The sequence below is a fragment of the Staphylococcus pseudintermedius genome (assembly GCF_001792775.2).
Lineage (GTDB): Bacteria > Bacillota > Bacilli > Staphylococcales > Staphylococcaceae > Staphylococcus > Staphylococcus pseudintermedius.
On sequence record NZ_MLGE02000002.1, the window covers coordinates 124,909 to 147,582 of the forward strand.

Consider the following 22,674-nt stretch of genomic DNA (forward strand, 5'->3'; position numbering starts at 1 on the left):
CAGTCTCTGTCCTTTTTAATTCATGTCCTCTCGTTAATTAAACGATGTCCGTAACAATCGAATGGCTTGTACGGCATAATTTCTTAACTGTATCCCCATTTTGAAGTCAGTTAATGTTTTCGGCATATCAATAAACGTGTTGAACATCCCTGTCACGCCTAATGCTTCGAATCGTTCGAATTTGTCCGCTGTACCACATAGTGCAATAGCCGGCTTATCATATTGTTGGCATAGTTCAGCAATTCTTAGTGAAGACGTTTCAATCATTTCGTCTTGTTCATCTATGCCTTCACCAAATACAACTAAGTCCGCTTGTTTCACTAATGCATTCAATCCTGTAATTTGATCAACTAATTCATGACTCGTTTGAATTTCAGCTTTAAATAATGCGTGTAACGTTGCTGCGATACCGCCACCTGCACCACCTCTTTCAACCGTACCTAACACGATATGATGCTGATGTTTAAACAATTCACTCCAATACCAAAGCAAATTATCAATCACCACTGCCTCTTCTCGGTCGATTTGAAGATTTGGATAAGTCTTCATGACTGCACTCTGTTTGCCGTATAGCTTACTCTCAAAATCTGTCACAATCTGAATTCGACACTGTTTCAAACCTTCATGTAAATCTTCTAGATCAATACGACGCACGTGTTTAATTTGGCCGCCACCTTTTGTCATGTCGACGGTACGCCCTTCATCGTCATAAAACTGTGCACCTAAAGCTTGTAACATCCCTGCGCCACCATCAAATGTATCGATAGCACCTACTGAAATAATCATATGTTGCGCATTTTTATCCAAGGCATGACGCATCACTTCACCTACACCATAGCTTGACTGTTCTACAAGTGGTAACGTCCCTTTTAAAAATTGCCCCGCTTCTATAACGGTAATGCCATCATCTGTCTGACCGTACGTGGCGTCTACAGCTTGCATCGCCGCATCGTGTACGGGAATTTGATATTGTGTCCCAGATTTCCACAAAAAGATGGCATTTAATAACTCTCTTCTCCCATTAAATAGTGGGACTTGTACAATATCTGCATCCTCAATTTGACTCGCCACACCTTCTTCTACATAGCGATTTGCGTCATAACTCGAAATAATATGGTTAAATTCATCCATAGCTATTAATATTTTCATATAGTCCCCCTCTTATCTCTGAAATATTGATGTTCAACATCTCGTCTAATTGAATATATACTTTATTGATTTAATATCCGTTAATAACTTCTAATCTCATTATTCTATATTATAGCCTTGACCTTCAAAAGTGTACAAATGAACTAAACAACTCATTTAAACGTAGCGCTTTAATTCCCATGATACGATGCACTCATCACGCTTATATCATTGATCAAAATAAAAAGCAACACATCCTAGTTTATCACATGTGTTGCTTTCATATATTTTCAAATATTGCTTGGTTACGCTTTTCAGGTCTACCAATCATGACATATCATCACATCGATTCAACCATTACCAAACAATCTCAGCCTATTCCTCAGCTTTCGCAAGTTCAGAGACATTCACATTTTTATGACTGTCGTGCCACTTGACCTCACCGTTTACGAAATAAAGCGCTTGAGGTGATTCATGTTGGACACCTGTCTTTTCAGCAATATAATCCGATAGTTCACGTGCTTCTTGAACTACTACATAGTAACCATCCATATCACGCTCATATAAAAATTTATTAAATTGATCGAACGCGTTTTCCGAAATCGGACAAGTATTGCTATGTTTTAAAATAAAGATATATGGATTCTCTTCAATCACTTGTTCGAATTGGTCAATCGAAGTTAGCTTAATCGCCATTCTCTTCACCTCTAAGTAGATTTTCTGTTTGTCTTTTATCTAAATTAATTAAGTACTTTTCTCAATGTTTACCATTATACACACATAATATAGGCTTGTTAACCTTTAATTTTGAATCCGCTCCCCATCTACCGAAACAATCCATCTGAAACAGCGCGCGTCCATTAGTTTGAATTCAACTGATCACGCTGATTTTCGTATGGTGCGTTATAGCTGTCCAAATCTTTTGCCTTTGTAATGAGTTTACGAATATTCGCCTGAGCTAATTTTTGATTATAGTCAATCGTTTTGAGACGTTCTTGATAATAGCGCTCAAGACTATAATACATTTGCACTGCATTTTGTCGGGCGTGGTTCGTCATCTCATCTCGGAGTTGCATTTCATTTAAATCTTTAATTTGTGTTTGAACTAACGGAATCACTTCCTCTTGAATCGCCTGCATTTGTGCTTTTCCATCCTTTTCACGAATAGAGGTCTCTGCTTTCTCTTTGATATGGTGATTATTTTCATCGAGTCGCTCTTCTAATTTTGTGCTATCTTCTATGCCTTGTGACGTTTGTTTCGCACTACTTATTTGTGCCTCTACACGACTGCGATGCTTTTCAAATTGTTGTGTGAACTCCAGTATGTTTTCATTCGCGCGAATTGAATTTTGGCAGAGTACGATAAACTGATCTAATTTTTCAATTATCTCTTCTTTACCCTTTATGCCCTCTAAATATGTAGACTTCAACGCTTTCAAATCTTTATTTGGTTCAGGAAGTGCTTTCGCCTCTTGATGATACACTTTCATCGCTGGCTTTAATTTATCGTCTATTTGCTTTTTAAATTGTTCAAATGCTTTTTTGTTCGCATCTGTCGTATTTGTTTGACTCAAATCATACAGTTGGTTTAAATTCATTTCTTCTAATGTTCGATTCACAATGCGTTCTTTTTCTGCAACAGTCTTCATTTGTTGATCGAATGCGTGCATCTGCTTTTGAGATGATGCCATACATGCGGTAAGACTGCCAATCATCAGAAAACTTAAAATGATTATTTTTATCCATTTTTTCATCGCTGCACCTCTTATTCAATTCGTATTATACATAAACGTATTTAACTTGAAAATAATATATGATATAGTAATGCAGAATTACGCAAAAGGACACTCAAGGAGGCCTCCATATGTATCGTCATGTCCAACCTTTTATGACTGAAAATCAACAGCCATTTTATGCGACACAATACGAAAAATACCAACACATTTTGTTTGATCTCTTAGACTCACCGGTGAAGTTCACACAACATATCGGCGGTACTTTTCATTTTAATTATCCGACTGAACCTATTTTAGATATTTTAGTCGGTGTTGAAAATTTGCACGACATTACGTCATTAGATGAAAAGCGACTAAACTATGCTGGATTTTATCGTTTACACCATGCTTACGAAAAGAAAGTCGTGATGGCAAAATTTAATAACCTGAATGAATTAAAGCAAGAAGTCCGCTTACATATTATTCAAATGCACACGCCTACTTTCCAACAATACCAACAATTTCATGAATTATTAACGCATCATCCAGCAGCCATTCAATTTTTTAAAGCCCAAAAAGCCTCTCTCGAACAACCATTCATGCCAATCCGAGATTATGAAAACTTAAAAAAGCAATGGTTTAAACAACTTCAACAATACACAACATAAAAAGTTCATACATGACGTGTTCTATTAAAACAGTTAAAATATAGTTAAGTCTAAAAATACCAAACACACTTTGTAAAAACCATCAAATATGAAAAATTGATTTATAATTGGCAAAAACACTATGGATTATAATGAAGAGAAAGGATGTTATTTGTGAATCATTCTAGCATCTTACAGGATTTAGAAAAACTGATTTCTGCAAGTATTATTAAGGTAGATGAACCATTAAAACGCTATACTTACACTGAAACTGGAGGGAATGCGGATTTTTATATTTCACCTGAACGTTATGAAGACGTACAAAAAGTCGTGAAATATGCGTATGAACATGACATACCTGTAACCTATTTAGGAAATGGTTCAAATATTATTATTAGAGACGGCGGTATTCGAGGAATCGTATTGAGCTTACTATCTTTAAATCACATCGTTACTTCTGATGCGACAATTATTGCAGGCAGTGGTGCGGCTATAATCGATGTGTCTCGAAAAGCACGCGACGTTTCATTAACAGGTCTTGAATTTGCCTGTGGGATTCCTGGTTCTATCGGTGGCGCTGTTTATATGAATGCAGGTGCTTATGGGGGCGAAGTAAAAGATGTGATCGATTACGCACTTGTCATCGATGAACGTGGCGAGTTGCTTAAATTAACACATAATGAGCTTGAATTGGATTATCGTAATAGTATTATCCAACAACAGCATTATGTCGTGTTGGAAGCTGCATTTACACTCACACCTGGGAAGCAAGAAGACATTCAAGAGAAAATGGATGATCTCACTGAACGACGCGAATCCAAGCAACCACTTGAATATCCATCATGCGGTAGTGTTTTCCGTCGTCCGCCTGGTCATTTTGCAGGTCAACTCATTCAAAATGCCGACTTGCAAGGGCATCGTATCGGTGGCGTCGAAGTCTCTCGTAAACATGCTGGATTTATGGTAAATGTCGATCACGGAACAGCGACAGACTACGAAAACTTAATTCATCATGTCCAAAACGTTGTGAAAGAAAAATTTGGGATTGAGTTAGAAAGAGAAGTTCGGATTATTGGAGAAGATTTAGAGAAATAAAGAAAAGTTTAAGGAGCGAATGCTATGCCGAAAGTTTATGGTGCGACTGTCGACCAAGAAACACGTTGTACTCACTACAATACGCCATTTGATGTCATCGCAATTAAGTTTAAATGTTGTCATAAATATTATCCTTGCTTTAAATGTCATAATGAATCTGAAAAACATCGTCCGAAACGTTGGCATTCGGATGAATTTGATGAGCGCGCTATTTTATGTGGTGTTTGTGGTTATGAGATGCCGATTGAAACGTATATGATGACCGAATCTTGTCCTGAATGTGAAGCGCATTTTAACAACCGGTGTAAGTTTCATTATCACCATTATTTCGAAATTTAATTTTTTCATTATAATGTAATATAACAACCTTTAAACATCTTAAATATTATCTTCTGAATCGTCTTTTGATGCTATATTCGTAGTGCTAGAACTTTAAGTCCTCACTCCCACGGCTGCCTCGCTTTCTCAAAACTTACATTGAGAAGACAGGTAGCTATTGCAACAAAGCGATCTTCGTCAAAATGAACAGGCTTTTTTTACTTTTCATTTCTCTCCTAGAAGCCTTACCTTTTTGACACCCTATGAGTAAAGATAACGCACGGAAATCCTGTTTTTATAGCCCATCTAAAAAAGAGGTTAAGCAACGCTATTTTGCTTAACCTCTGTATTATGCTCATCAGTCCTATTTGACATAGAGCCTTTCATTGACACTTTAATCGTTAAAAAATAAAATCTTCATCTTGTAAAGATTCAACATTTAATGCAAGTACATAGCCATCACCTTTAACTGAGAAGAAGTCGTGATTTTTAGTAGAAGTGTCTAACGCATTCTCGATGATTGGACTAAACTCGCGTTCTTCAAAATACGGTTCAAAACCTAGATTGGAGAGCGCTTTGTTACCATTATAACGAACATAGTTCATCACATCATCAGTTAAACCAATCGGATCGTATAAACTTCTTGTATATGATGCCTCATTCGCGTATAAATCCTCTAATAATTGGTACATTTCTTTATCCGCTTTTTGTTTCTCACTTTCCGACAATTCATTTCTCAAACTTTGTGCATCTAAACCAGTGAATACACCATGAATCGACTCGTCCAGTAAGATTTTACGGATGATTTCACCTGATGTTGTCATACGGCCTTGTCCTGCCAAATACAAAGGATAGTAGAAACCTGAGAAAAAGAGGAATGTCTCTAAAAAAACACTCGCCACACGTGCCATATATTGATCATAAATAGATGCTTCTTTTCCCCATAATTTATGATAAGTGCCGACAATCTTTTCAGACTTATACTTTAAATGTGGTTCTTCTAATACCCAGACATCTAATAATTCATCTGTTTCTTTAGATGGAAGTAACGTAGTAAAAATGTGCGAATAACTTTTGGCATGGATTTGTTCCATCATCCCCATGAATGAATAGACTGCTTTTTTACGCAAGTCTTGTGTATGTAACATGATTAAAGGCATACCATCGTCTGCTTGGTGTGTATCTAATCCAGTTAAACCTGCAAGCGCTTTTTTAAATGTATCTTGTTCTGCTTCAGTTAATGATTTCCAACTTGCAATATCTTTAGAAACTTTAAATTCTGTTTCCACCCACATTTGAGCGATGTTTTGACGCCAAAACATATTTGTCATATCTTCTTGTGTATTCCAATTTACAGCTATCATTGACTTCTTTGCTCCTATCTTTTATATATTGTATGACAAATGGGACAAACCAATGCCCCATTCCATAAATTTTAACATTGTGAGTCGGGCAAAAGTTTGTGTCGCACACTTTCGCCCAAGTTGAGTAAACAGCACTATAAAACCATTTGTTCACCGCTATCCTCACAAGTATCACTTCAATCGCTAGACCTACGTGATATCATAGGTCCGCCTTTAAATCTAAAAAATTAAATCGCACAGCTCGTACATTCTTCGACACTCAATAATTTATTACGTGTATAGTATAAAGATTTCAAACCTTTATGATGCGCATAAACGTATAAACGTGACAATTCACGCGTTGAAATTTCTGAGTTAACATATAAAATTGTTGAAATCCCTTGGTCAATATGCGTTTGGATCGTTGCAATCAAATCGATCAGCTTCATTTGATCAATATTGAAAGCTGATTTGTAATACCACATTGTTTGCGGTGATAAAAACGGCATAGGGTAAAACGTTTCTGAATTCCCATATGTACGTCGCTCAATTTGGTCGACAATTGGCATGACCGAACTTGTCGCATTTTGCACATACGAAATACTTTGTGTTGGTGCAATCGCTAAACGGTATGCATGATATAAGCCATATTTTTCAACTTCAGCTTGCAATACTTTCCAATCGTCACGTGTAGGAATAGTGTGATTTGCAAACAGAGCTTTTACCTTTTCAGACTTTGGTAAAAAGTCCTCAGACGTATAGCGTTCAAAATAGCGTCCACTCGCATAATCCGATTTATCAAAATCTTTGAATGTTTCACCACGTTCTTTAGCAATTTGCATCGAACGTTCAATTGAATAATAATTCATCATCATGAAAAATACATCTGCAAAATCTTTCGCTTCTTCTGATTCGTAACTGATATGATTTTTAGCTAAATAACCATGCAAATTCATCACACCAAGCCCAACTGAGTGCAGTTCACTGTTCGCCTTTTTGACGCCTGGTGCATTTTGAATATTAGCTTCGTCACTTACGACTGTTAATGCATCCATTCCTGTATGAACAGAATCTCTAAACTGATTAGATTCCATGACATTCACAATATTTAATGAACCTAGATTACAAGAAATATCACGTTTGATTTCATCATCTACGCCATAATCATGAATCACAGATGTTTCTTGAAGTTGGAAAATTTCTGTACATAAGTTACTCATTTTAATTTGGCCAATATTAGAATTTGCATGCACACGGTTAGCATTATCTTTAAACATTAAATAAGGGTAGCCAGATTGCAATTGCGTTTGTGCAATCATATTTAACATTTCACGTGCATCTTTACTTTTCTTCATGATATTTGGATTTTCGACAAGACGATCATAATACTCGTCAATATTAATATCGTCTAAAGTCACGCCATATTCTTGTTCTACTGTATGAGGGGCAAACATAAAGAAATCTTTACCTTCTTTCGCCAATTCGAAAAACTTAGACGGTACAATCAGACCTGTTGAAATCGTTGAAAGACGCAAATCCTCATCTGCGTTAATTTTCTTCGTATCTAAAAATTCTTCTACATCGTAGTGGAAAATATTTAGATACACTGCCCCAGCACCTGGACGTTGACCTAATTGATCAGCATAGCTAAAACCACCTTCAAGTGCTTTAGCAATAGGTAAAACCCCTTTCGCAACACCTTTTATGCCTTTAATCGCTTCACCTCTTGCACGCAATTTGGAAAGGTTAATAGCTACCCCGCCACCAATTTTGCTCAATTGTTTAGCAGTTGAATCAATAAAATTAATAGAGTTTAAACTGTCATCTACTTCTAATAAGAAACATGAAACTAATTCACCTCTACGCGCACGACCTGCGTTCAAGAAAGTAGGGGTTGCTGGTTGGTAACGTTGCTCTACCATTGCTTGAATCAATTTTTTAGCAAGTTCAACATTACCTTTTGCAAGATAAAATGACACTATCATTACATGTTGATGATAGTCTTCCAGATATTGTGACTTATCATTCGTTTTTAATGCATAGTCTTTAAAAAATTTGCTTGCTGACATATAACTAGCAAAACGAAATGGAATCTCTGTTGCAAATGCAATTAATTCAACAAGTTGCGCTTCGCTGTATTCTTCAAATACATTGTAATAAAAATGATTGTCAACTAAAAAGTGAAGGCGTTCAAGTTCGCTATCAAAATGAACAGTTTTATCTTGAATCTCTTCTAAATAACTTGCAAGTGCTTCTTGATCTTTTTCAAGTTGAAAAAAGCCATTTTCATTTCTTTTTGTCACTTGATTATTAAGTTCAATGTGCTTGTATTGTTTTTGTTCCATAGTTTTCATAAAAATTGACCACCTTCTCTTTAAATTCGATTGTATCGTGTGCATTACCATGTAGTTCAAATTTCATTAGTAAAGGGACGTTATACATTTCTGCAATCCGTGTACCTGCCTTCGCAAAGTTAGTCCCCCAGTTTCGGTTACCACTTGCTGCGACACCCTTTAAATTTTCATGGTTGCATTCTAAAAATTGCTGGACTGGTTGAGGTACCTCACCAAAACCAATGGTCCCTGTGACGATAATGAATGGCTCAGTCACTTTTTCTAAAGTATTCGTCTCATTAATCTCTAGTGTGTTATCAAGTTCTGTACGTTTGATGAATCGTCTGACATTACCTGTAAAAGAATAAAATACTACTTTCATCCTGAATAACCACCTTTCTTCCGAGATAAATGATTCACGTATCGTTCATTGTAACTTTTCTCTCATCCACAATATAAATGTTATTGAATAAAATGCGAACATACATTTGCTTTATCTCTATTCTTAAAATAAGTTAAAAAGTTGATGATATACCATTATCGCCGTACAATAATGACTTATATTTTTCAACTACTATATGTAGATTATCAAAGAAATAGAATGTTCAAAATCGTGTAAACCTCCATTGATTTTGTCCATTCTCGTGATGTTATCCGCTCATCAAACACAATATATTGTGTTTATTTTCATTCGACCATACTATATTATGTGTCTCATTATACAGAACTCTATTCTCAATTTAAAGAGATAAATTGGAACTTTTGTCACCCATTGTCATCAAAAGCGATGAAATCAACTACTAGAAGAGTTGAAAAAATTATTTTCTGATTGAAGTGCATCTCTCACTTGACTTTCTTAACCGAAACGTTTATACAGACCTCTTAAACAGAACGTATGTTCCCTTTTATTGTAGCTCCTTTTAGTAAAATTGCAAGATATAATGCAAGTTGTTTCATTTTGTGCTACTATGTATAAGTCAAATTTTTATCAATAAGAGGCGATATCATGAATACTAAAGTGAAAGGAATCCTCGCTATTTTAATTTCTGCTATTGGTTTTAGTTTTATGGCAGTTTTTTTTCGTCTATCCGGCGATTTACCCGTATTTCAAAAATCACTCGCTCGAAATTTCGTAGCCATGTTTATTCCGTTATTCTTTATTCTTAAATATAAACAGCCCTTCTTCGGTAAGCTCAGTAGTCAACCTTTATTAGTGACACGTTCTGTTTTAGGTTTAATGGGCGTCCTGTTAAACATCTATGCGATTGATCACATGGTATTAAGCGATGCCGATATTTTGATGAAGTTGAATCCTTTTTGGACGATATTGTTAAGCCTCATCTTTTTAAAGGAATTTATTCAAAAATATCAAATTACTTCAATGGTTATCGCAATTATCGGTATGCTTTTCGTTGTCAAACCTGAATTTTCATCTGATGTGATTCCGGCAATTGTGGGACTGTTATCCGGTGTTTTCGCGGCTTCAGCATATACCGCTGTACGTGCTTTAAGTACACGAGAAGCCCCATACACGATTGTATTTTATTTCTCATTCTTTTCGGTTATTGTGCTGATACCATTCGTCGCATTTACATTTGAACCGATGAGCTTAATCCAAATCGTTTACTTGATTTTAGCAGGTTTGTCCGCTGCAGTAGGCCAAATCGGTATTACAGTCGCATATAGTTACGCACCAGCCAAAGATATTTCGATATTTACTTATGCGTCTATTATATTTACAGCAATTATCGGCTTTATCTTATTTAATGAATCACCTGACTTTTATGCCATTATCGGTTATATCATTATTTTAAGTGCAAGCTATTATATGTTCGAAAAAGCACGACGCTCGACAAGTTCTAAGCATCGTCAACAACCATCAAAATAATATAAAGGAGGCCTTCCTCATGACAGAAGGACGTTCAAAAGACGAATTACAAGATATTACACTTCTCGGCAACCAAAACAACACTTACAACTTTGATTATCGACCAGATGTTTTAGAAACATTTGATAATAAACACCAAAATCGCGATTACTTTGTTAAATTTAACTGTCCTGAGTTCACATCTTTATGCCCAATTACAGGACAACCTGATTTTGCAACCATTTACATTTCATATATTCCAAATGTTAAAATGGTCGAATCTAAATCATTAAAACTTTATTTATTCAGTTTCCGTAACCATGGTGATTTCCATGAAGACTGTATGAATATTATTATGAATGACTTAATTGAGTTAATGGATCCGCACTACATTGAAGTATGGGGCAAGTTCACACCACGTGGCGGCATTTCAATCGATCCATACACTAACTACGGTCGTCCAAATTCGAAATACGAAAAAATGGCAGAACATCGCCTCATGAATCATGACATGTATCCAGAAAAAATCGATAATCGATAAAAATTAATACAATTAGAGTAAACAAAATCTCTCAAGGAGCGAAAGCCTAATTTTTGATTTGCACATCTAGGATTTAGCATTTCCCCCTTGTATAATAAAACGATAGAGATGTATAAAGTTAACACATAAGATGAGTAAAAACAGAAATAAACTGTGTAGTAAAGATACATAATACCAAATCTTTACTACACAGTTTATTTAAAAGCTCCAAAATCCAAAGAAACAAATCTCGTTCATCATTGTTTAATAATGATGATCACTTCTCTAGATTGTTCTAGATGCTCAACTTTTTTCATATTAATTACCTCCTTTCAAATAAAATCATAAAAATTTGCTGTATATACTTACATTAATAAAAGTATCTTTTAATCTTTTATGCTTTTTTAGTTCTCCTTCACAAACAAATCCACACTTATCCAACATTTTTTTACATCTTGAATTCATTTCATACACTTCTCCATATACTTTAATCATATTCATTTCTTTGGCAGCATGTTTATAAATCATTTCAAGTGCCTTTCCGCCTATCCCCATATCTCTGTAGTTTTTATGAAGCGCAAGACCAATACGAGAATTTTTATTATAATAATCAATGTCATATAGCATTCCCATTCCAACATTCTCCTCGCCTTGTTTAATAATAAAAATTTCGTCTCCCTTTTCTTTAAATATTTTCAAAGTATTCTTGATATCATTTTTTAAAATACTTGATTCTCCTCCTTGTAAAGCTACTAAATTTACAAAATCGTCGTTATATATATCTAATAAAAAATCAACATCCGCTTCATCTGCTAAAACTATTTTTAAGTTTTCCATTAGTCTTGTCTCCCCCACTCTATATGTTCGAAATCAGTCAATTCTCTAATTGAAGATTGGGACATCCAAAATACCGACACAAACACTAATAAGCTTGCAAACAATATCATTACCGTGTGACTCCCAAATAAAACACCTAAACTCCCACCTAATAACGCACCGAGAGGAGCTATTGATGTGGAGACCCCAATCATTGTTCCCATCGCCATTCCTAGTTGTTCTTCACTAACAGATAATTGAATAATGGTCTGAGAAATAATATTAAACATACCCACAACAACCCAACCCGTTAAAAATAAAACAAATGAGACAATCATTATAAAAGTGCTTTCATGCTTAAGTAACGAAAATAAAATCCAAGAAACACCGATAAGTGCAATGCCTAGGATATAAAACACACCTAAAGGAACACTCCTCATCCACTTTCCTTTTACAATCAGAGATCCCGCTAAAATCCCAATTCCAGAACTAGACATTAAAAGGCTATAATGCAGTTCTCCTAATGCATAAAACGGTAAATTTGCAAAAATACCAGTTACTGAAAAATTAATAACAATGACACCTATTAGTAAGGGGAAAAATAATTTTCCTTTCCATAAAGCTAACCCAGAACAAAGCGTTTGAAAATGCATTTCCAAATACCCACTCTTTTCTACAGTCTTATGCCGATTTATTAAATAAATTTGTCGGCTCAAAAATATAAACATCACACCATTAATCAAAAAAGTAACACTATCAATAACATAAATAGAAAACAATCCAAATGCAGTAATCACTATTCCTGCTAACGCATTGAATAACGCATCACTACCTTGATATGCAATACTAAAATAGGCATTACCATCAATTAATTGATTTTCATTTAAAATTTTAGGTAATAAGCTCAATTGTATTGGGTATATCATTTGATTGAGTAGACTTGCTATAAACATAACCAATAATAATAGACTCAACGTTAAATGATCGATAATATGTAACAATGGAATGCCTAATAATAAGAGACCCTGTAACATTTGTGAGTATATTAAATATTTTTTAGGATTGATTCTATCTAATAAAGGACTTAAAAAAACTTGAATCAGTGCTGTTGATGAGGTCAAAAACAATGCAAAACCTGTATATATTGGTGAATGACTCAAACTATAGACAAGCAACATTGTCCCAATACTGTAAAGACTATCACCAAAATTCGAAATTAGCCTGCCCATAAACAAAATTGCAAAATCTCTGTTTTGAAACACAATGTTCATCTCCAAATATTATTTTAATAGTAAATTAACACTATTTTTCAGAAAAGTAAATACTTTCTGAAAAGTTTTTCTATTAAGATTTTTTATCGTAATCAGGCTAATCTTTTCTTATCTCTAACAAAGCAATATTGACTGTTTATAATACTCCACTTTACTTGATACACCTTAACTAAGAGGAAAATAAATACTAACAATAAAAACGTGCAGTTTTTCGTAAATCATATTTAAAATTTTAAATATTTTATTGCTAAGCGAGAAAAAGGTGCTATAATAACTCATAAAGTTTAGTGACTTTATCGGGATATACGTACAAAAAACAGATAAACGATACATCAAGAAGCAAACTATATATATATTCACATACCATAAAAATATATTATAAAATGTTCTTTGTATAAAAATATTGTGTATGATACCGATGAGTTATAGAATAAGTTTAACTTGACTTACATAGGGGGTATTATCAATGAGTTCACATTATACAAAGGAAGAAATCCTAAATAGTACGCCACGTACGGGATTCTTCGGGCATCCTAAAGGACTCAGTACGCTAGTGTTCACAGAATTTTGGGAGCGTTTTAGCTATTACGGGATGAAAGGAATACTAGCTTTCTATATCTATTATTCAGTGGCTAAAGGCGGGTTTGGTTTAGACCAAGGTGTCGCACTTCAAATCGTTTCAATTTATGGCGCTTTAGTTTATATGAGTGGGGTGATCGGAGGTTGGATTGCAGACCGTATCACAGGCACACGTCACGCACTGTTTTATGGTGCTGTGCTGATCATGATTGGCCACATTTTAATGTCACTCCCAAACAGCCTTGTCTTATTACTTATCGCATTACTCTTTTTAATTATGGGGACAGGTTTGTTGAAACCAAACATCTCCTCAACGGTTGGATTGTTATACGATAAGAACGACGCACGCATGGATTCGGCATTTACGATCTTTTATATGAGTATTAATTTAGGAGCATTACTCTCACCACTCATTATCGGATGGGTACAAGTCAATGTCGGTTTCCATGTCGGCTTTGCGATTGCAGCTGTAGGGATGTTTTTCGGTTTATTGGCATATATATTCACAAATAAAAAATCACTCGGTCTTGCAGGTGTTGAAGTGCCAGACCCATTGACTCCAACAGAACGCTCAAAATTAATTAAAATCATCGGAAGTCTGACGATCATACTAGTGATTATTGGGATTGCATTGTATACAACAGGCTACTTAACTATTGAACTATTTTCTAATATCATCACGATATTAGGTGTATTCTTGCCTGTTTTCTTGTTTACAAAAATTATTCTAAGTAACAAGACTGCAAAACATGAACGTAAACGTGTTTTTGCATACATTCCGTTGTTTATTGCGTCTGTTGCCTTCTGGATGATTCAAGAGCAAGGGTCAACAGTTTTAGCACAGTTTTCTGACACAAAAACACAACTTGAATTATCTAAAGTTACAGGAGGATTGATTGATTTTCATATCCCACCAGCATGGTTTCAATCTTTAAATCCATTTTTCATTATTATTTTGGCACCTTTATTCTCAATTTTATGGATGAAACTCGGTCGTTATAATCCACCGACTGTCATTAAATTTGCGCTCGGTGTTATTTTAGCTGGTCTTTCATATTTAATTATGATTATTCCAGACAGTAACAGTTTGATCAATCCGTTCTGGTTAGTCGCGAGCTTCTTACTCGTAACGTTTGGTGAACTTTGTTTATCTCCTATTGGCTTATCAACAACAACAAAACTTGCACCTGATGCGTTTGCAGGTCAAATGATGAGTATATGGTTTTTATCGAATGCTATGGCGCAAGGTTTAAACGCACAAATGGTGAAGATTTATGTCCATATGAGTACAAACGAGTACTTCCTTTATTCAGGACTCTTCGCGGTGGCTATCGGTATAATTTTAATTTTAATTACACCATTGATTAAAAACTTAATGCAAGGCGTAAAATAAATTAAATACTTTTTCATACATATGAGAGGTTTGGGCATGAATGTACCGGACCTCTCATATTATTTTCAAAAACTTTCTAGTGACACTTTATCTCCTCATTCGTTACTTCCATCGTCAAACATGTAGGGTTGATTTAAACATACATCCTCTCCCTCTTTATTTAAACGTTACTTCCATCTATCGGCAGCAAATAACCACTATACAAATAGTGCATAATTCAACCATTTATCACTTTATTTTTATCTGAATTTTTAAAATTTTATTATTTTTAAAAAACTAATTGCTATTTATTTTCATCAGGCGTAAACTTTCTATTATATGTTTTGTTCAGATAGGAAGGATTGATTGAAATGTCAGAATTATCACACGAAAAAGCTGTACAAGAGATTCCTCAAAAAGGATTCTTCGGTCATCCTCGTGGTCTAGGTGTATTATATACCGTAGAATTCTGGGAGAGATTTAGTTATTACGGTATGCGTGCCCTATTGATTTACTACATTTACTACAATGTCAGTCAAGGTGGCTTAGGGCTCGAGAAAACATTCGCTCAATCGTTGATAGCTGTGTATGGCTCGTTAATCTTCATGACATCTATTTTAGGGGGCTGGGTAGCTGACCGAATACTGGGGACAAGACGCTCCATGTTTTATGGTGCTGTGTTAATTATTATCGGTCACATTTGTTTAAGCTTACCGTTTGGTTTAACAGGACTACTGTCATCAATGTTCTTTATTATTGTAGGGTCAGGTCTGATGAAACCTAACATTTCAAATATTGTGGGGCGTCTCTATCCTAAAGACGATAGCCGTGTAGATTCAGGATTCGTTATTTTCTATATGGCCGTAAATATGGGGGCGTTTGTTTCACCACTTGTGTTAGACCACTTTAGAAATGTCGGTAACTTCCACGGTGGCTTCTTAATTGCTGCGATTGGTATGGGGCTGTCACTCCTTTTTTACCTTTTATTTCATAAGCGTAATCTAGGACGTATTGGCGTCGCGCCACCAAATCCGTTAAGCCCTGCAGAAAAGAAAAAGTATGGGATGATTTTCGGTCTGATTACCGCTGTGATTGTCTTAGTTGTTGCGATCGCATCTATGACTGGAACACTTTCTTTTAATTTAGTGAGTTTAATCGTATTAGTTTTAGGATTTGCATTACCATTTGTTTATTTTACGATTATGATTGTAAGTAAAGATACAACAGATGTTGAACGTTCACGTGTTATTGCGTTTATTCCTTTATTTATTGTCGGTGTTATTTTCTGGTCGATTCAAGAACAAGGGGCTAACGTCCTTGCCGTATACGCGGATGAAAAGGCAGATCTTGCTTTCAACTTATTCGGCTGGGAAAGTGTTTTCCCTGTGACATGGTTCCAATCGATTAACCCATTTTTCATTGTCGTTTTCGCACCAGTGATTTCTTGGCTATGGAGAAGATTAGGACGTTTTGAGCCAAGTTTACCAATTAAGTTTGCAATCGGTTTATTTCTAGCAGGTAGCTCGTTCATACTGATGATGGGTGTGATTTATGCTTACAATGACGCCAACATTTGGTTTGTATGGATTATCTTGTCATATATCATTTGTGTGATTGGTGAGCTTTGTATTTCACCAACAGGAAATAGTTCAGCTGTTAAACTTGCACCTGAAAACTTCAACTCTCAAATGATGAGTTTATGGTTATTAACGAATGCAACAGCACAAGCGATTAATGCACAACTTGTGAAACTTCAACCTATTATTGGGAATCAAAACTATTTCGGTCTTATTGGGGGCATCGCTATCGTTGTCGCGCTTTTAGCCGTCATCGGTTCACCATTTATTTTAAGAGCTATGAAAGGTATTCGTTAACATCACAATAAGGTGAGTATACGTTTGGGACACCCCTCGTGTACTCACCCTTTTTTACTTTGAAGTTATCATGATTAACATCAACACAATTGCGGTATACAATGAAGTGTACGTGAATTGAAAGGAGCAATCTTATGGCACCACAATACGAACACGGCGTTCTTTTTTATCACCAACATTCAGGACTCAACAAAATACATGAAGGCTTGGGTGAAGTGACTGTCGCGCTGACCCAACTCTGCAAAAGATTTACCATTCAATTAAGTGAAAATGAAGGTGACATCGAAAAATATTGTCAACGTATACAAGACCAAAACAATCGCGAAGGCATCGATGTCCTCTTCATTTTAGGTGGCGATGGAACAGTCAATGAATTAATTAATGGTGTCTTAAAATATAACTTAAACCTCCCAGTCGGTATTATTCCAGGTGGCACGTTTAATGACTTTGCGAAAACATTGAATTTATCTACTAAAGCAGGCCCAGCGAGTCAAGATTTGTTACTTGCATCACCTCAAAAATACGATGTGATGAAAGTTGAAGATCAATATGTATTAAACTTTGCGGGCATCGGTTTGATGGTACAAAATGCTGAAAATGTACAAGGTCAATCTAAAGACTTGTTCGGCAAACTAAGTTATATTATGTCAACACTTAAAACACTTTCTAACCCAAAGCCTTTCAACTATACATTAGACATTGACGGTCGAACGTATACAGGTGAAACGTCCATGTTGTTATTTGCGAATGGTCGTTTTATCGGTGGCGGCAAAATTCCGCTCATGGAAATGTCGCCCTCTGACGGTGAGCTTAATACGTTTATTTTTAATAATTACAGTATGAGTATTCTTAAAGATATTTTTAGCTTACGTGATAGTATGACGTGGAGTGAAATTAGCGACAATATCGATCATATTCCAAGTCGTCACATTCATGTGAAAACTGAGCCGCCAATGCGCGTCGATATCGATGGTGAAATTGCTTTAGATACACCGGTTGATATTGAAATCATTCCGCAAGCGATTGAATTATTGACGGTAGAACCAGGTCAAGCAAAAGATAACTAGCGAAAAGCAAAAAAAGCAGTGACGCACTACAATGGCGTCACTGCTTTTTGCTGCTGTGGATTAAAAAATGCTAACCTATTAAACGCTATGCTTCCTTACCGAAAAAGTATTCTTCTACTTCTTTCCAGTTATTCACACGTTCAAAATCGGTATTCCCCTCATTATGTGGCGCTGAAAACATTAACGGCTTCCCTGTATGTCCCCCTAGTTGACGCGGATTGTCATCAATTAAATAATCCGTCGCGACAATGTCTTTACGGCCACAGAACACAAATTGTTGTGAATCTAAAAATGGGAAATGTTCCAATAACCATTCGTATTTGTCATGGAAAGATGTCGGCACATCCATTGCAGCTGTGACAATATAAATGTCATAGTGCTCGGCTAATTTTTTAACGACCGCTTGCGCATCTTTCATCACATTTAAACGGCCAAAAAAGCCGTCTGATGCCAAAATATTACGGATTTCTTTCGTATGTTCTGGCATGATTTCGTAAATACGTTTCCCAGCGATTTGATCGATTGTCACACCTAATTGTGTACGGCGATTCAACTCATCTAAAATCGCCCCCATCGTATCTGCCAGTACTTCATCCATATCGATCCCTATTGAAGTTCTCATGTTATCGCTCCTTGTATACATTCATCTCACCGCTTTATCATAACATACTTTGTCTCAGCGTTTGATGATTCCCACACAAACTCGAATGTCATTGTTTAGGTTAAAATGATTTTAACACGTGGCGAATCACTTCATTTTGTTCTGGAAAACCTAATGAAATACGGACACCATTAGGGAAAAGACGCGCAATAATGCCGTGGCGTAACAAGGTCTCATCCAATTCTTCTGCACGATCTGTTTCTACAAAGACAAAGTTTGTTTGAGACGGATAAATTTTCAAAGCTGTTTCAAGCTCAATAAACTTTTCACGTTCCACGCGGTTCGTCTCCACGACTTGTTGTAGATATTCCTGGTCTTCTAACGCTTTCAATGCGGCTTGTTCAGATAAACGTGTCGTATTAAATGGCGGACGAATGACATTGAGTTGTGCAGCTAATTCTGGCGTAGAAATGAGATAACCGATACGTAAACCTGCTAAACCATACGCTTTAGAGAACGTACGCATTAACGCGACATTATCATATTGCTTCATTAATTCTAACGTTTTTGGATAATCTTCTGCAGAGACATATTCCGCATAAGCCTCATCCATAAATACTGGAATGTGTGAAGGTACCTTTTCTAAAAATGCTACAATATCGTCATGTGTGTGATATGTTCCAGTTGGATTGTTCGGATTACAAATCCATATCGCTGCTGTTTTATCATTTACTGCTGCTGCGATACCGTCCAAATCAAATGACCCTTCCACCAATGGGACTTGAATGGTCTCCGCATCTTCTACGACCGCATTGTGAAGATATTGGCCGAACGTCCCCGCACTCGTCACAATATTGTCCCCTGCACGGACTAACGTTCTAGAAATAATCACAATCATTTCATCAAGGCCGGCACCAAAAAGAACTTGTGATTTGTCTACACCATAATGATTTGCAATGGCTTCTTGTAGCAATGGTGCATTCGGTTCAGGGTATAAAAAGAGGTCATCCACATGATCTTTAATCGCTTGTTTCGCTTTAGGAGATGGACCAAATAAGTTTTCATTAGAAGCATGTTTGTGAAGCTCACCCTCAATCCCATACTTTTCTTTTAATTTCTCCGGTGACAATCCAGGTTGATACGCACGTAATTTAGAAATTTGTGATTTCATTTCTAAACCTCCTATAAATCAGAATTTTTAAAATATAGTTACTAGTATAACCATTAACGCTTTAAAATGCTAGAGTATCCGTCTATTTATTCGTAGTCTATCAAAGGTTCAAATAAAAATTTTGATCACGCACAAGTAAAAAGACGATGTCGTACGTGTATCATAATGACAACCGGAAATACCATTGATATAGAACAACTGGACCATGACGCCTCTCCAAAAGTTTTGAAAGACAACAACAGTCCAGTCGTTTTTATACTATTTCTAATAAAGTCAACAAATTGTTCGGCAACCTATCAACAAATGAGACGCAAACAACAGCACTATTTGTCAATCAAGCCTTGTTTCTTGAGATACGCTTTCGCGACATCATAAGGATCTTCATCTTTTTCAGCAACACGATAATTCATTTCTTGCATCTCTTCATCAGATATTTTACCTTCAAGTTGGTTTAAAGCTTTTTCAATATCTGGGTGCGCTTCAATAAATGATTTTTTAAACAGTGGTGCACCTTGATACGGTGGGAATACTTTACGGTCATCATCAAGCACGACCATATCATATTGTTTTAATTCTGCATCTGTCGAATATGCATCAATTAAATTAATATCACCACTTTCAATAGCTTGATAACGCAATTTAGGCTCCATCTTTTTCACATTTTGGAAGTTTAAGTGATACACTTTTTGAATCGCATGATAACCATCTTCACGGTCATTAAATTCAAGTGTGAAACCTGGCTTAATCTCGCTTTCGACTTTTTTCAAATCATTAATCGTTTTAATGTTGTGTTCTTCGGCAAAGTCGCGTTTGACTGCTAATGCGTACGTATTGTTGTATTGCATTGGTCTCAACAACGTCATATCAAATTTGTTTTCCAAACTTGCATTTGCTTGTTCATATACTTCTTTTTCGTCTTTAGATTTCGGTGATTCTTTAGTCAACTCACCTAATACGGTACCTGTAAACTCCAAATAACCATCAATATCACCTGATTTTAATGCATTGAATAAAAATGTTGTTTTACCCATACCGTCTTTCACTGACACAGTATAATCTGTTTCATCTTCAATTAAAATCTTGTACATATTTGTGATGATTGACGGTTCTGTACCAAGCTTCCCAGCAATCGTAATACGTTCATTTTGATTAGAGAAGATGGGTGCGATAGTAACTGCCAACATGAACAGTAATATCACACCAAGTGTCGCTAACATTTTACGGTAAGACGTATGGCTTAACATTCTTAAAATCACATCAAACAAAATTGCTAGTATCGCTGCAGGAATCGCTCCAATTAAAATCAATGAAGTGTGATTACGATCAATTCCTAATAAGATAAGGTCACCTAATCCTCCCGCACCAATTAATGCCGCTAGTGTAGCTGTACCAATAATCAATACCATTGCTGTACGAATACCGGCCATAATGACTGGCATGGCTATCGGTAACTCAACTTTAGTCAAACGACGAATAGGTTTCATGCCAATGCCTTTTGCTGCTTCTATTAACGAATAATCAACACCTGTAATTCCCGTATACGTATTACGTAGAATGGGTAATAATGCGTAAACAACAAGCGCAATCACCGCTGGTACCGTTCCAATACCGAACAATGGAATCATAAGGCCAAGTAAAGCAAGCGACGGAATGGTTTGTAAGACTGCTGCAATGTTAATCACTATTTCAGATAATTTTTTAGTTTTTGTTAGTAAGATACCAAGCGGTACACCGATTAACACAGCAATCAGTAATGCGACAAACGAAAGTTGAATATGTTCGAGTAAGGCAGCAAATAACTCACCTTTTCGACTATTCAATGTTTCTAAAAATATATTCATCTACTGACACCTGCCTGATTTTTTGATAAGAAGCTAAAGATGTCTTGGCGCGATAAAGACCATTGCTCACCTTCAACTGGCACAATGACCGCTTCATACTGTACCAGTTCATCATAAACATCACTCACTGTTTGATCTGCATGGACGACTGGATATTGACGCAATTGTGCCTCTGTCGCTTTTTCGCCTGCAAGTTCTACAACTTTACCGAGTGAGAAATGATTCAGTACGACACTCGTCAAGTCACCTAAAAATTGACAAACGAAATTATTTTTTGGTTTTTTGATAAAATCGTTAGGTGTGCCAATTTGTTCTATGTGCCCATGATTCAGTAAGCAAATGCGATCTCCTAATTTAAAAGCTTCTTCTATATCATGTGTCACGAATACAATTGTTTTCTTAATTTGATCTTGTAACTTTAATAAGTCATCTTGTAGTTTCTCTCGGGTAATTGGATCTAACGCACTAAAAGGTTCGTCCATTAAAATTACCGGTGGATCTACTGCGAGCGCACGGACAACTCCGACACGTTGTCGTTGCCCACCTGAGAGTTCTTCAGGTTTTCGGTCTCTAAACTGTTCTGGATCGAGCCCAACCATCGATAATAGTTCATCGACGCGTGCATCAATCTTTTCTTTTGTCCAGCCTTTCATCAGCGGTACTTGTGCGATGTTATCACGGATAGTCATATGTGGAAATAAGGCGATTTGTTGTAACACATACCCCATATCCCAGCGCATTTCGTATACAGAATAATCACTAATTGGACGGTCTTTAAAATAAATATAACCTTCAGATAATGGTATTAATCGGTTAATCATTTTCATTGTGGTTGTTTTACCTGAGCCAGATGGACCAATCAAAACGAAAAATTCACCTTCGTTAATCTCAATATCCACTTGATTGACAACGACTCGGTCATCATAGTACTTAGAAACATTGCTAAATTTTATCATACAATCCCTCTATCTTTCTGTTTTCAATTAATTTTACTGATATACAATTCATTTCCCCAAATGGCTAGACACAATATTCATTAAAACATAATTCATTGTAAAAATAACACAATTTGCATCTAAAAAATTTAAATCATCTACTATCGACACGTCTCACTTT

At 36.0% G+C, this 22,674-nt stretch carries 20 protein-coding genes; 8 read left to right on the forward strand and 12 right to left on the reverse strand.

Translation table 11 applies throughout. The features are described from left to right. Positions 1 to 33 precede the first annotated feature (33 nt). The 3 genes from BJK46_RS02355 to BJK46_RS02365 all read right to left on the reverse strand — a co-directional run bounded on the left by BJK46_RS02355 (position 34) and on the right by BJK46_RS02365 (position 2,882). Entirely contained in the window at positions 34 to 1,149 is a 1,116-nt protein-coding gene (locus tag BJK46_RS02355; protein ID WP_103263634.1) for a glycerate kinase, read from the reverse strand. A gap of 354 nt (positions 1,150 to 1,503) precedes the next feature. Then, positions 1,504 to 1,824, reverse strand: a complete 321-nt coding sequence (gene ytxJ / locus BJK46_RS02360) for a bacillithiol system redox-active protein YtxJ (RefSeq protein WP_014614517.1) — start codon at positions 1,822 to 1,824, stop codon at positions 1,504 to 1,506. Positions 1,825 to 1,988: 164 nt separating this feature from the next. Further along, positions 1,989 to 2,882 carry an EMYY motif lipoprotein gene (locus tag BJK46_RS02365; RefSeq protein WP_014614518.1) on the reverse strand — a complete coding sequence of 298 codons (894 nt, stop codon included), beginning with the start codon at positions 2,880 to 2,882 and terminating at the stop codon, positions 1,989 to 1,991. Between the two features lie 110 nt (positions 2,883 to 2,992). On the opposite strand from BJK46_RS02365, the gene BJK46_RS02370 reads away from it, so the two are divergent. The 3 genes from BJK46_RS02370 to BJK46_RS02380 all read left to right on the forward strand — a co-directional run bounded on the left by BJK46_RS02370 (position 2,993) and on the right by BJK46_RS02380 (position 4,924). Next, complete coding sequence (locus BJK46_RS02370; protein WP_014614519.1) at positions 2,993 to 3,511, forward strand: GrpB family protein; 519 nt, start codon at positions 2,993 to 2,995, stop codon at positions 3,509 to 3,511. A 144-nt stretch (positions 3,512 to 3,655) separates the two neighbouring features. Then, positions 3,656 to 4,585 carry a UDP-N-acetylmuramate dehydrogenase gene (gene murB, locus BJK46_RS02375; protein ID WP_240621165.1) on the forward strand — a complete coding sequence of 310 codons (930 nt, stop codon included), beginning with the start codon at positions 3,656 to 3,658 and terminating at the stop codon, positions 4,583 to 4,585. Positions 4,586 to 4,609: 24 nt separating this feature from the next. After that, on the forward strand, positions 4,610 to 4,924 hold the full coding sequence (locus BJK46_RS02380) for a CHY zinc finger protein (RefSeq protein ID WP_014614521.1): 315 nt from the start codon (positions 4,610 to 4,612) through the stop codon (positions 4,922 to 4,924). A gap of 380 nt (positions 4,925 to 5,304) precedes the next feature. Here the strand turns inward: BJK46_RS02380 and nrdF are convergent, their stop codons facing one another. The 3 genes from nrdF to nrdI all read right to left on the reverse strand — a co-directional run bounded on the left by nrdF (position 5,305) and on the right by nrdI (position 8,961). Then, positions 5,305 to 6,267 (reverse strand): class 1b ribonucleoside-diphosphate reductase subunit beta, encoded by a 963-nt coding sequence (gene nrdF, locus BJK46_RS02385; protein WP_014614522.1) that lies wholly within the window; start codon positions 6,265 to 6,267, stop codon positions 5,305 to 5,307. Between the two features lie 227 nt (positions 6,268 to 6,494). Next, entirely contained in the window at positions 6,495 to 8,600 is a 2,106-nt protein-coding gene (nrdE, locus tag BJK46_RS02390) for a class 1b ribonucleoside-diphosphate reductase subunit alpha (RefSeq protein ID WP_014614523.1), read from the reverse strand. Further along, positions 8,563 to 8,961 carry a class Ib ribonucleoside-diphosphate reductase assembly flavoprotein NrdI gene (gene nrdI / locus BJK46_RS02395; RefSeq protein WP_014614524.1) on the reverse strand — a complete coding sequence of 133 codons (399 nt, stop codon included), beginning with the start codon at positions 8,959 to 8,961 and terminating at the stop codon, positions 8,563 to 8,565. The genes nrdE and nrdI overlap by 38 nt, the downstream gene beginning before the upstream one ends. A gap of 624 nt (positions 8,962 to 9,585) precedes the next feature. Here nrdI and BJK46_RS02400 point away from each other — a divergent pair. Further along, entirely contained in the window at positions 9,586 to 10,467 is an 882-nt protein-coding gene (locus BJK46_RS02400) for a DMT family transporter (protein ID WP_014614525.1), read from the forward strand. Between the two features lie 19 nt (positions 10,468 to 10,486). After that, positions 10,487 to 10,987 carry a preQ(1) synthase gene (gene queF, locus BJK46_RS02405; protein ID WP_015728751.1) on the forward strand — a complete coding sequence of 167 codons (501 nt, stop codon included), beginning with the start codon at positions 10,487 to 10,489 and terminating at the stop codon, positions 10,985 to 10,987. A 321-nt stretch (positions 10,988 to 11,308) separates the two neighbouring features. On the opposite strand, the gene BJK46_RS02410 is transcribed toward queF, so the two are convergent. Both BJK46_RS02410 and BJK46_RS02415 read right to left on the reverse strand, forming a co-directional pair. Then, positions 11,309 to 11,803 (reverse strand): GNAT family N-acetyltransferase, encoded by a 495-nt coding sequence (locus BJK46_RS02410; protein ID WP_103263677.1) that lies wholly within the window; start codon positions 11,801 to 11,803, stop codon positions 11,309 to 11,311. After that, on the reverse strand, positions 11,803 to 13,044 hold the full coding sequence (locus BJK46_RS02415; RefSeq protein ID WP_165487066.1) for an MFS transporter: 1,242 nt from the start codon (positions 13,042 to 13,044) through the stop codon (positions 11,803 to 11,805). Before BJK46_RS02415 ends, BJK46_RS02410 begins: the two co-directional genes overlap by 1 nt. A 475-nt stretch (positions 13,045 to 13,519) precedes the next feature. Between BJK46_RS02415 and BJK46_RS02420 the strand changes: the two genes are divergently transcribed. From BJK46_RS02420 to BJK46_RS02430, 3 genes are all read left to right on the forward strand, one after another. Continuing rightward, positions 13,520 to 15,025: a peptide MFS transporter gene (locus BJK46_RS02420; RefSeq protein ID WP_014614532.1), complete on the forward strand. Its 1,506-nt coding sequence runs from the start codon at positions 13,520 to 13,522 to the stop codon at positions 15,023 to 15,025. 350 nt (positions 15,026 to 15,375) lie between these two features. Then, entirely contained in the window at positions 15,376 to 16,878 is a 1,503-nt protein-coding gene (locus BJK46_RS02425; RefSeq protein ID WP_014614533.1) for a peptide MFS transporter, read from the forward strand. Between the two features lie 134 nt (positions 16,879 to 17,012). After that, the gene (locus tag BJK46_RS02430; RefSeq protein ID WP_103263533.1) at positions 17,013 to 17,945 is read left to right on the forward strand and encodes a diacylglycerol/lipid kinase family protein; all 933 of its coding nucleotides are present in this window, start codon (positions 17,013 to 17,015) and stop codon (positions 17,943 to 17,945) included. An 85-nt stretch (positions 17,946 to 18,030) separates the two neighbouring features. Here BJK46_RS02430 and BJK46_RS02435 read toward each other — a convergent pair whose 3' ends face one another. From BJK46_RS02435 to BJK46_RS02450, 4 genes are all read right to left on the reverse strand, one after another. Then, on the reverse strand, positions 18,031 to 18,567 hold the full coding sequence (locus tag BJK46_RS02435) for a 5' nucleotidase, NT5C type (RefSeq protein WP_014614535.1): 537 nt from the start codon (positions 18,565 to 18,567) through the stop codon (positions 18,031 to 18,033). Positions 18,568 to 18,667: 100 nt separating this feature from the next. After that, positions 18,668 to 19,717: a histidinol-phosphate transaminase gene (gene hisC / locus BJK46_RS02440; protein WP_014614536.1), complete on the reverse strand. Its 1,050-nt coding sequence runs from the start codon at positions 19,715 to 19,717 to the stop codon at positions 18,668 to 18,670. A 323-nt stretch (positions 19,718 to 20,040) separates the two neighbouring features. Next, positions 20,041 to 21,558, reverse strand: a complete 1,518-nt coding sequence (locus BJK46_RS02445; protein ID WP_103263534.1) for an ABC transporter permease/substrate-binding protein — start codon at positions 21,556 to 21,558, stop codon at positions 20,041 to 20,043. Further along, positions 21,555 to 22,514, reverse strand: a complete 960-nt coding sequence (locus tag BJK46_RS02450; protein ID WP_103263535.1) for an ABC transporter ATP-binding protein — start codon at positions 22,512 to 22,514, stop codon at positions 21,555 to 21,557. The genes BJK46_RS02445 and BJK46_RS02450 overlap by 4 nt, the downstream gene beginning before the upstream one ends. Between the last annotated feature and the right edge of the window lie 160 nt (positions 22,515 to 22,674).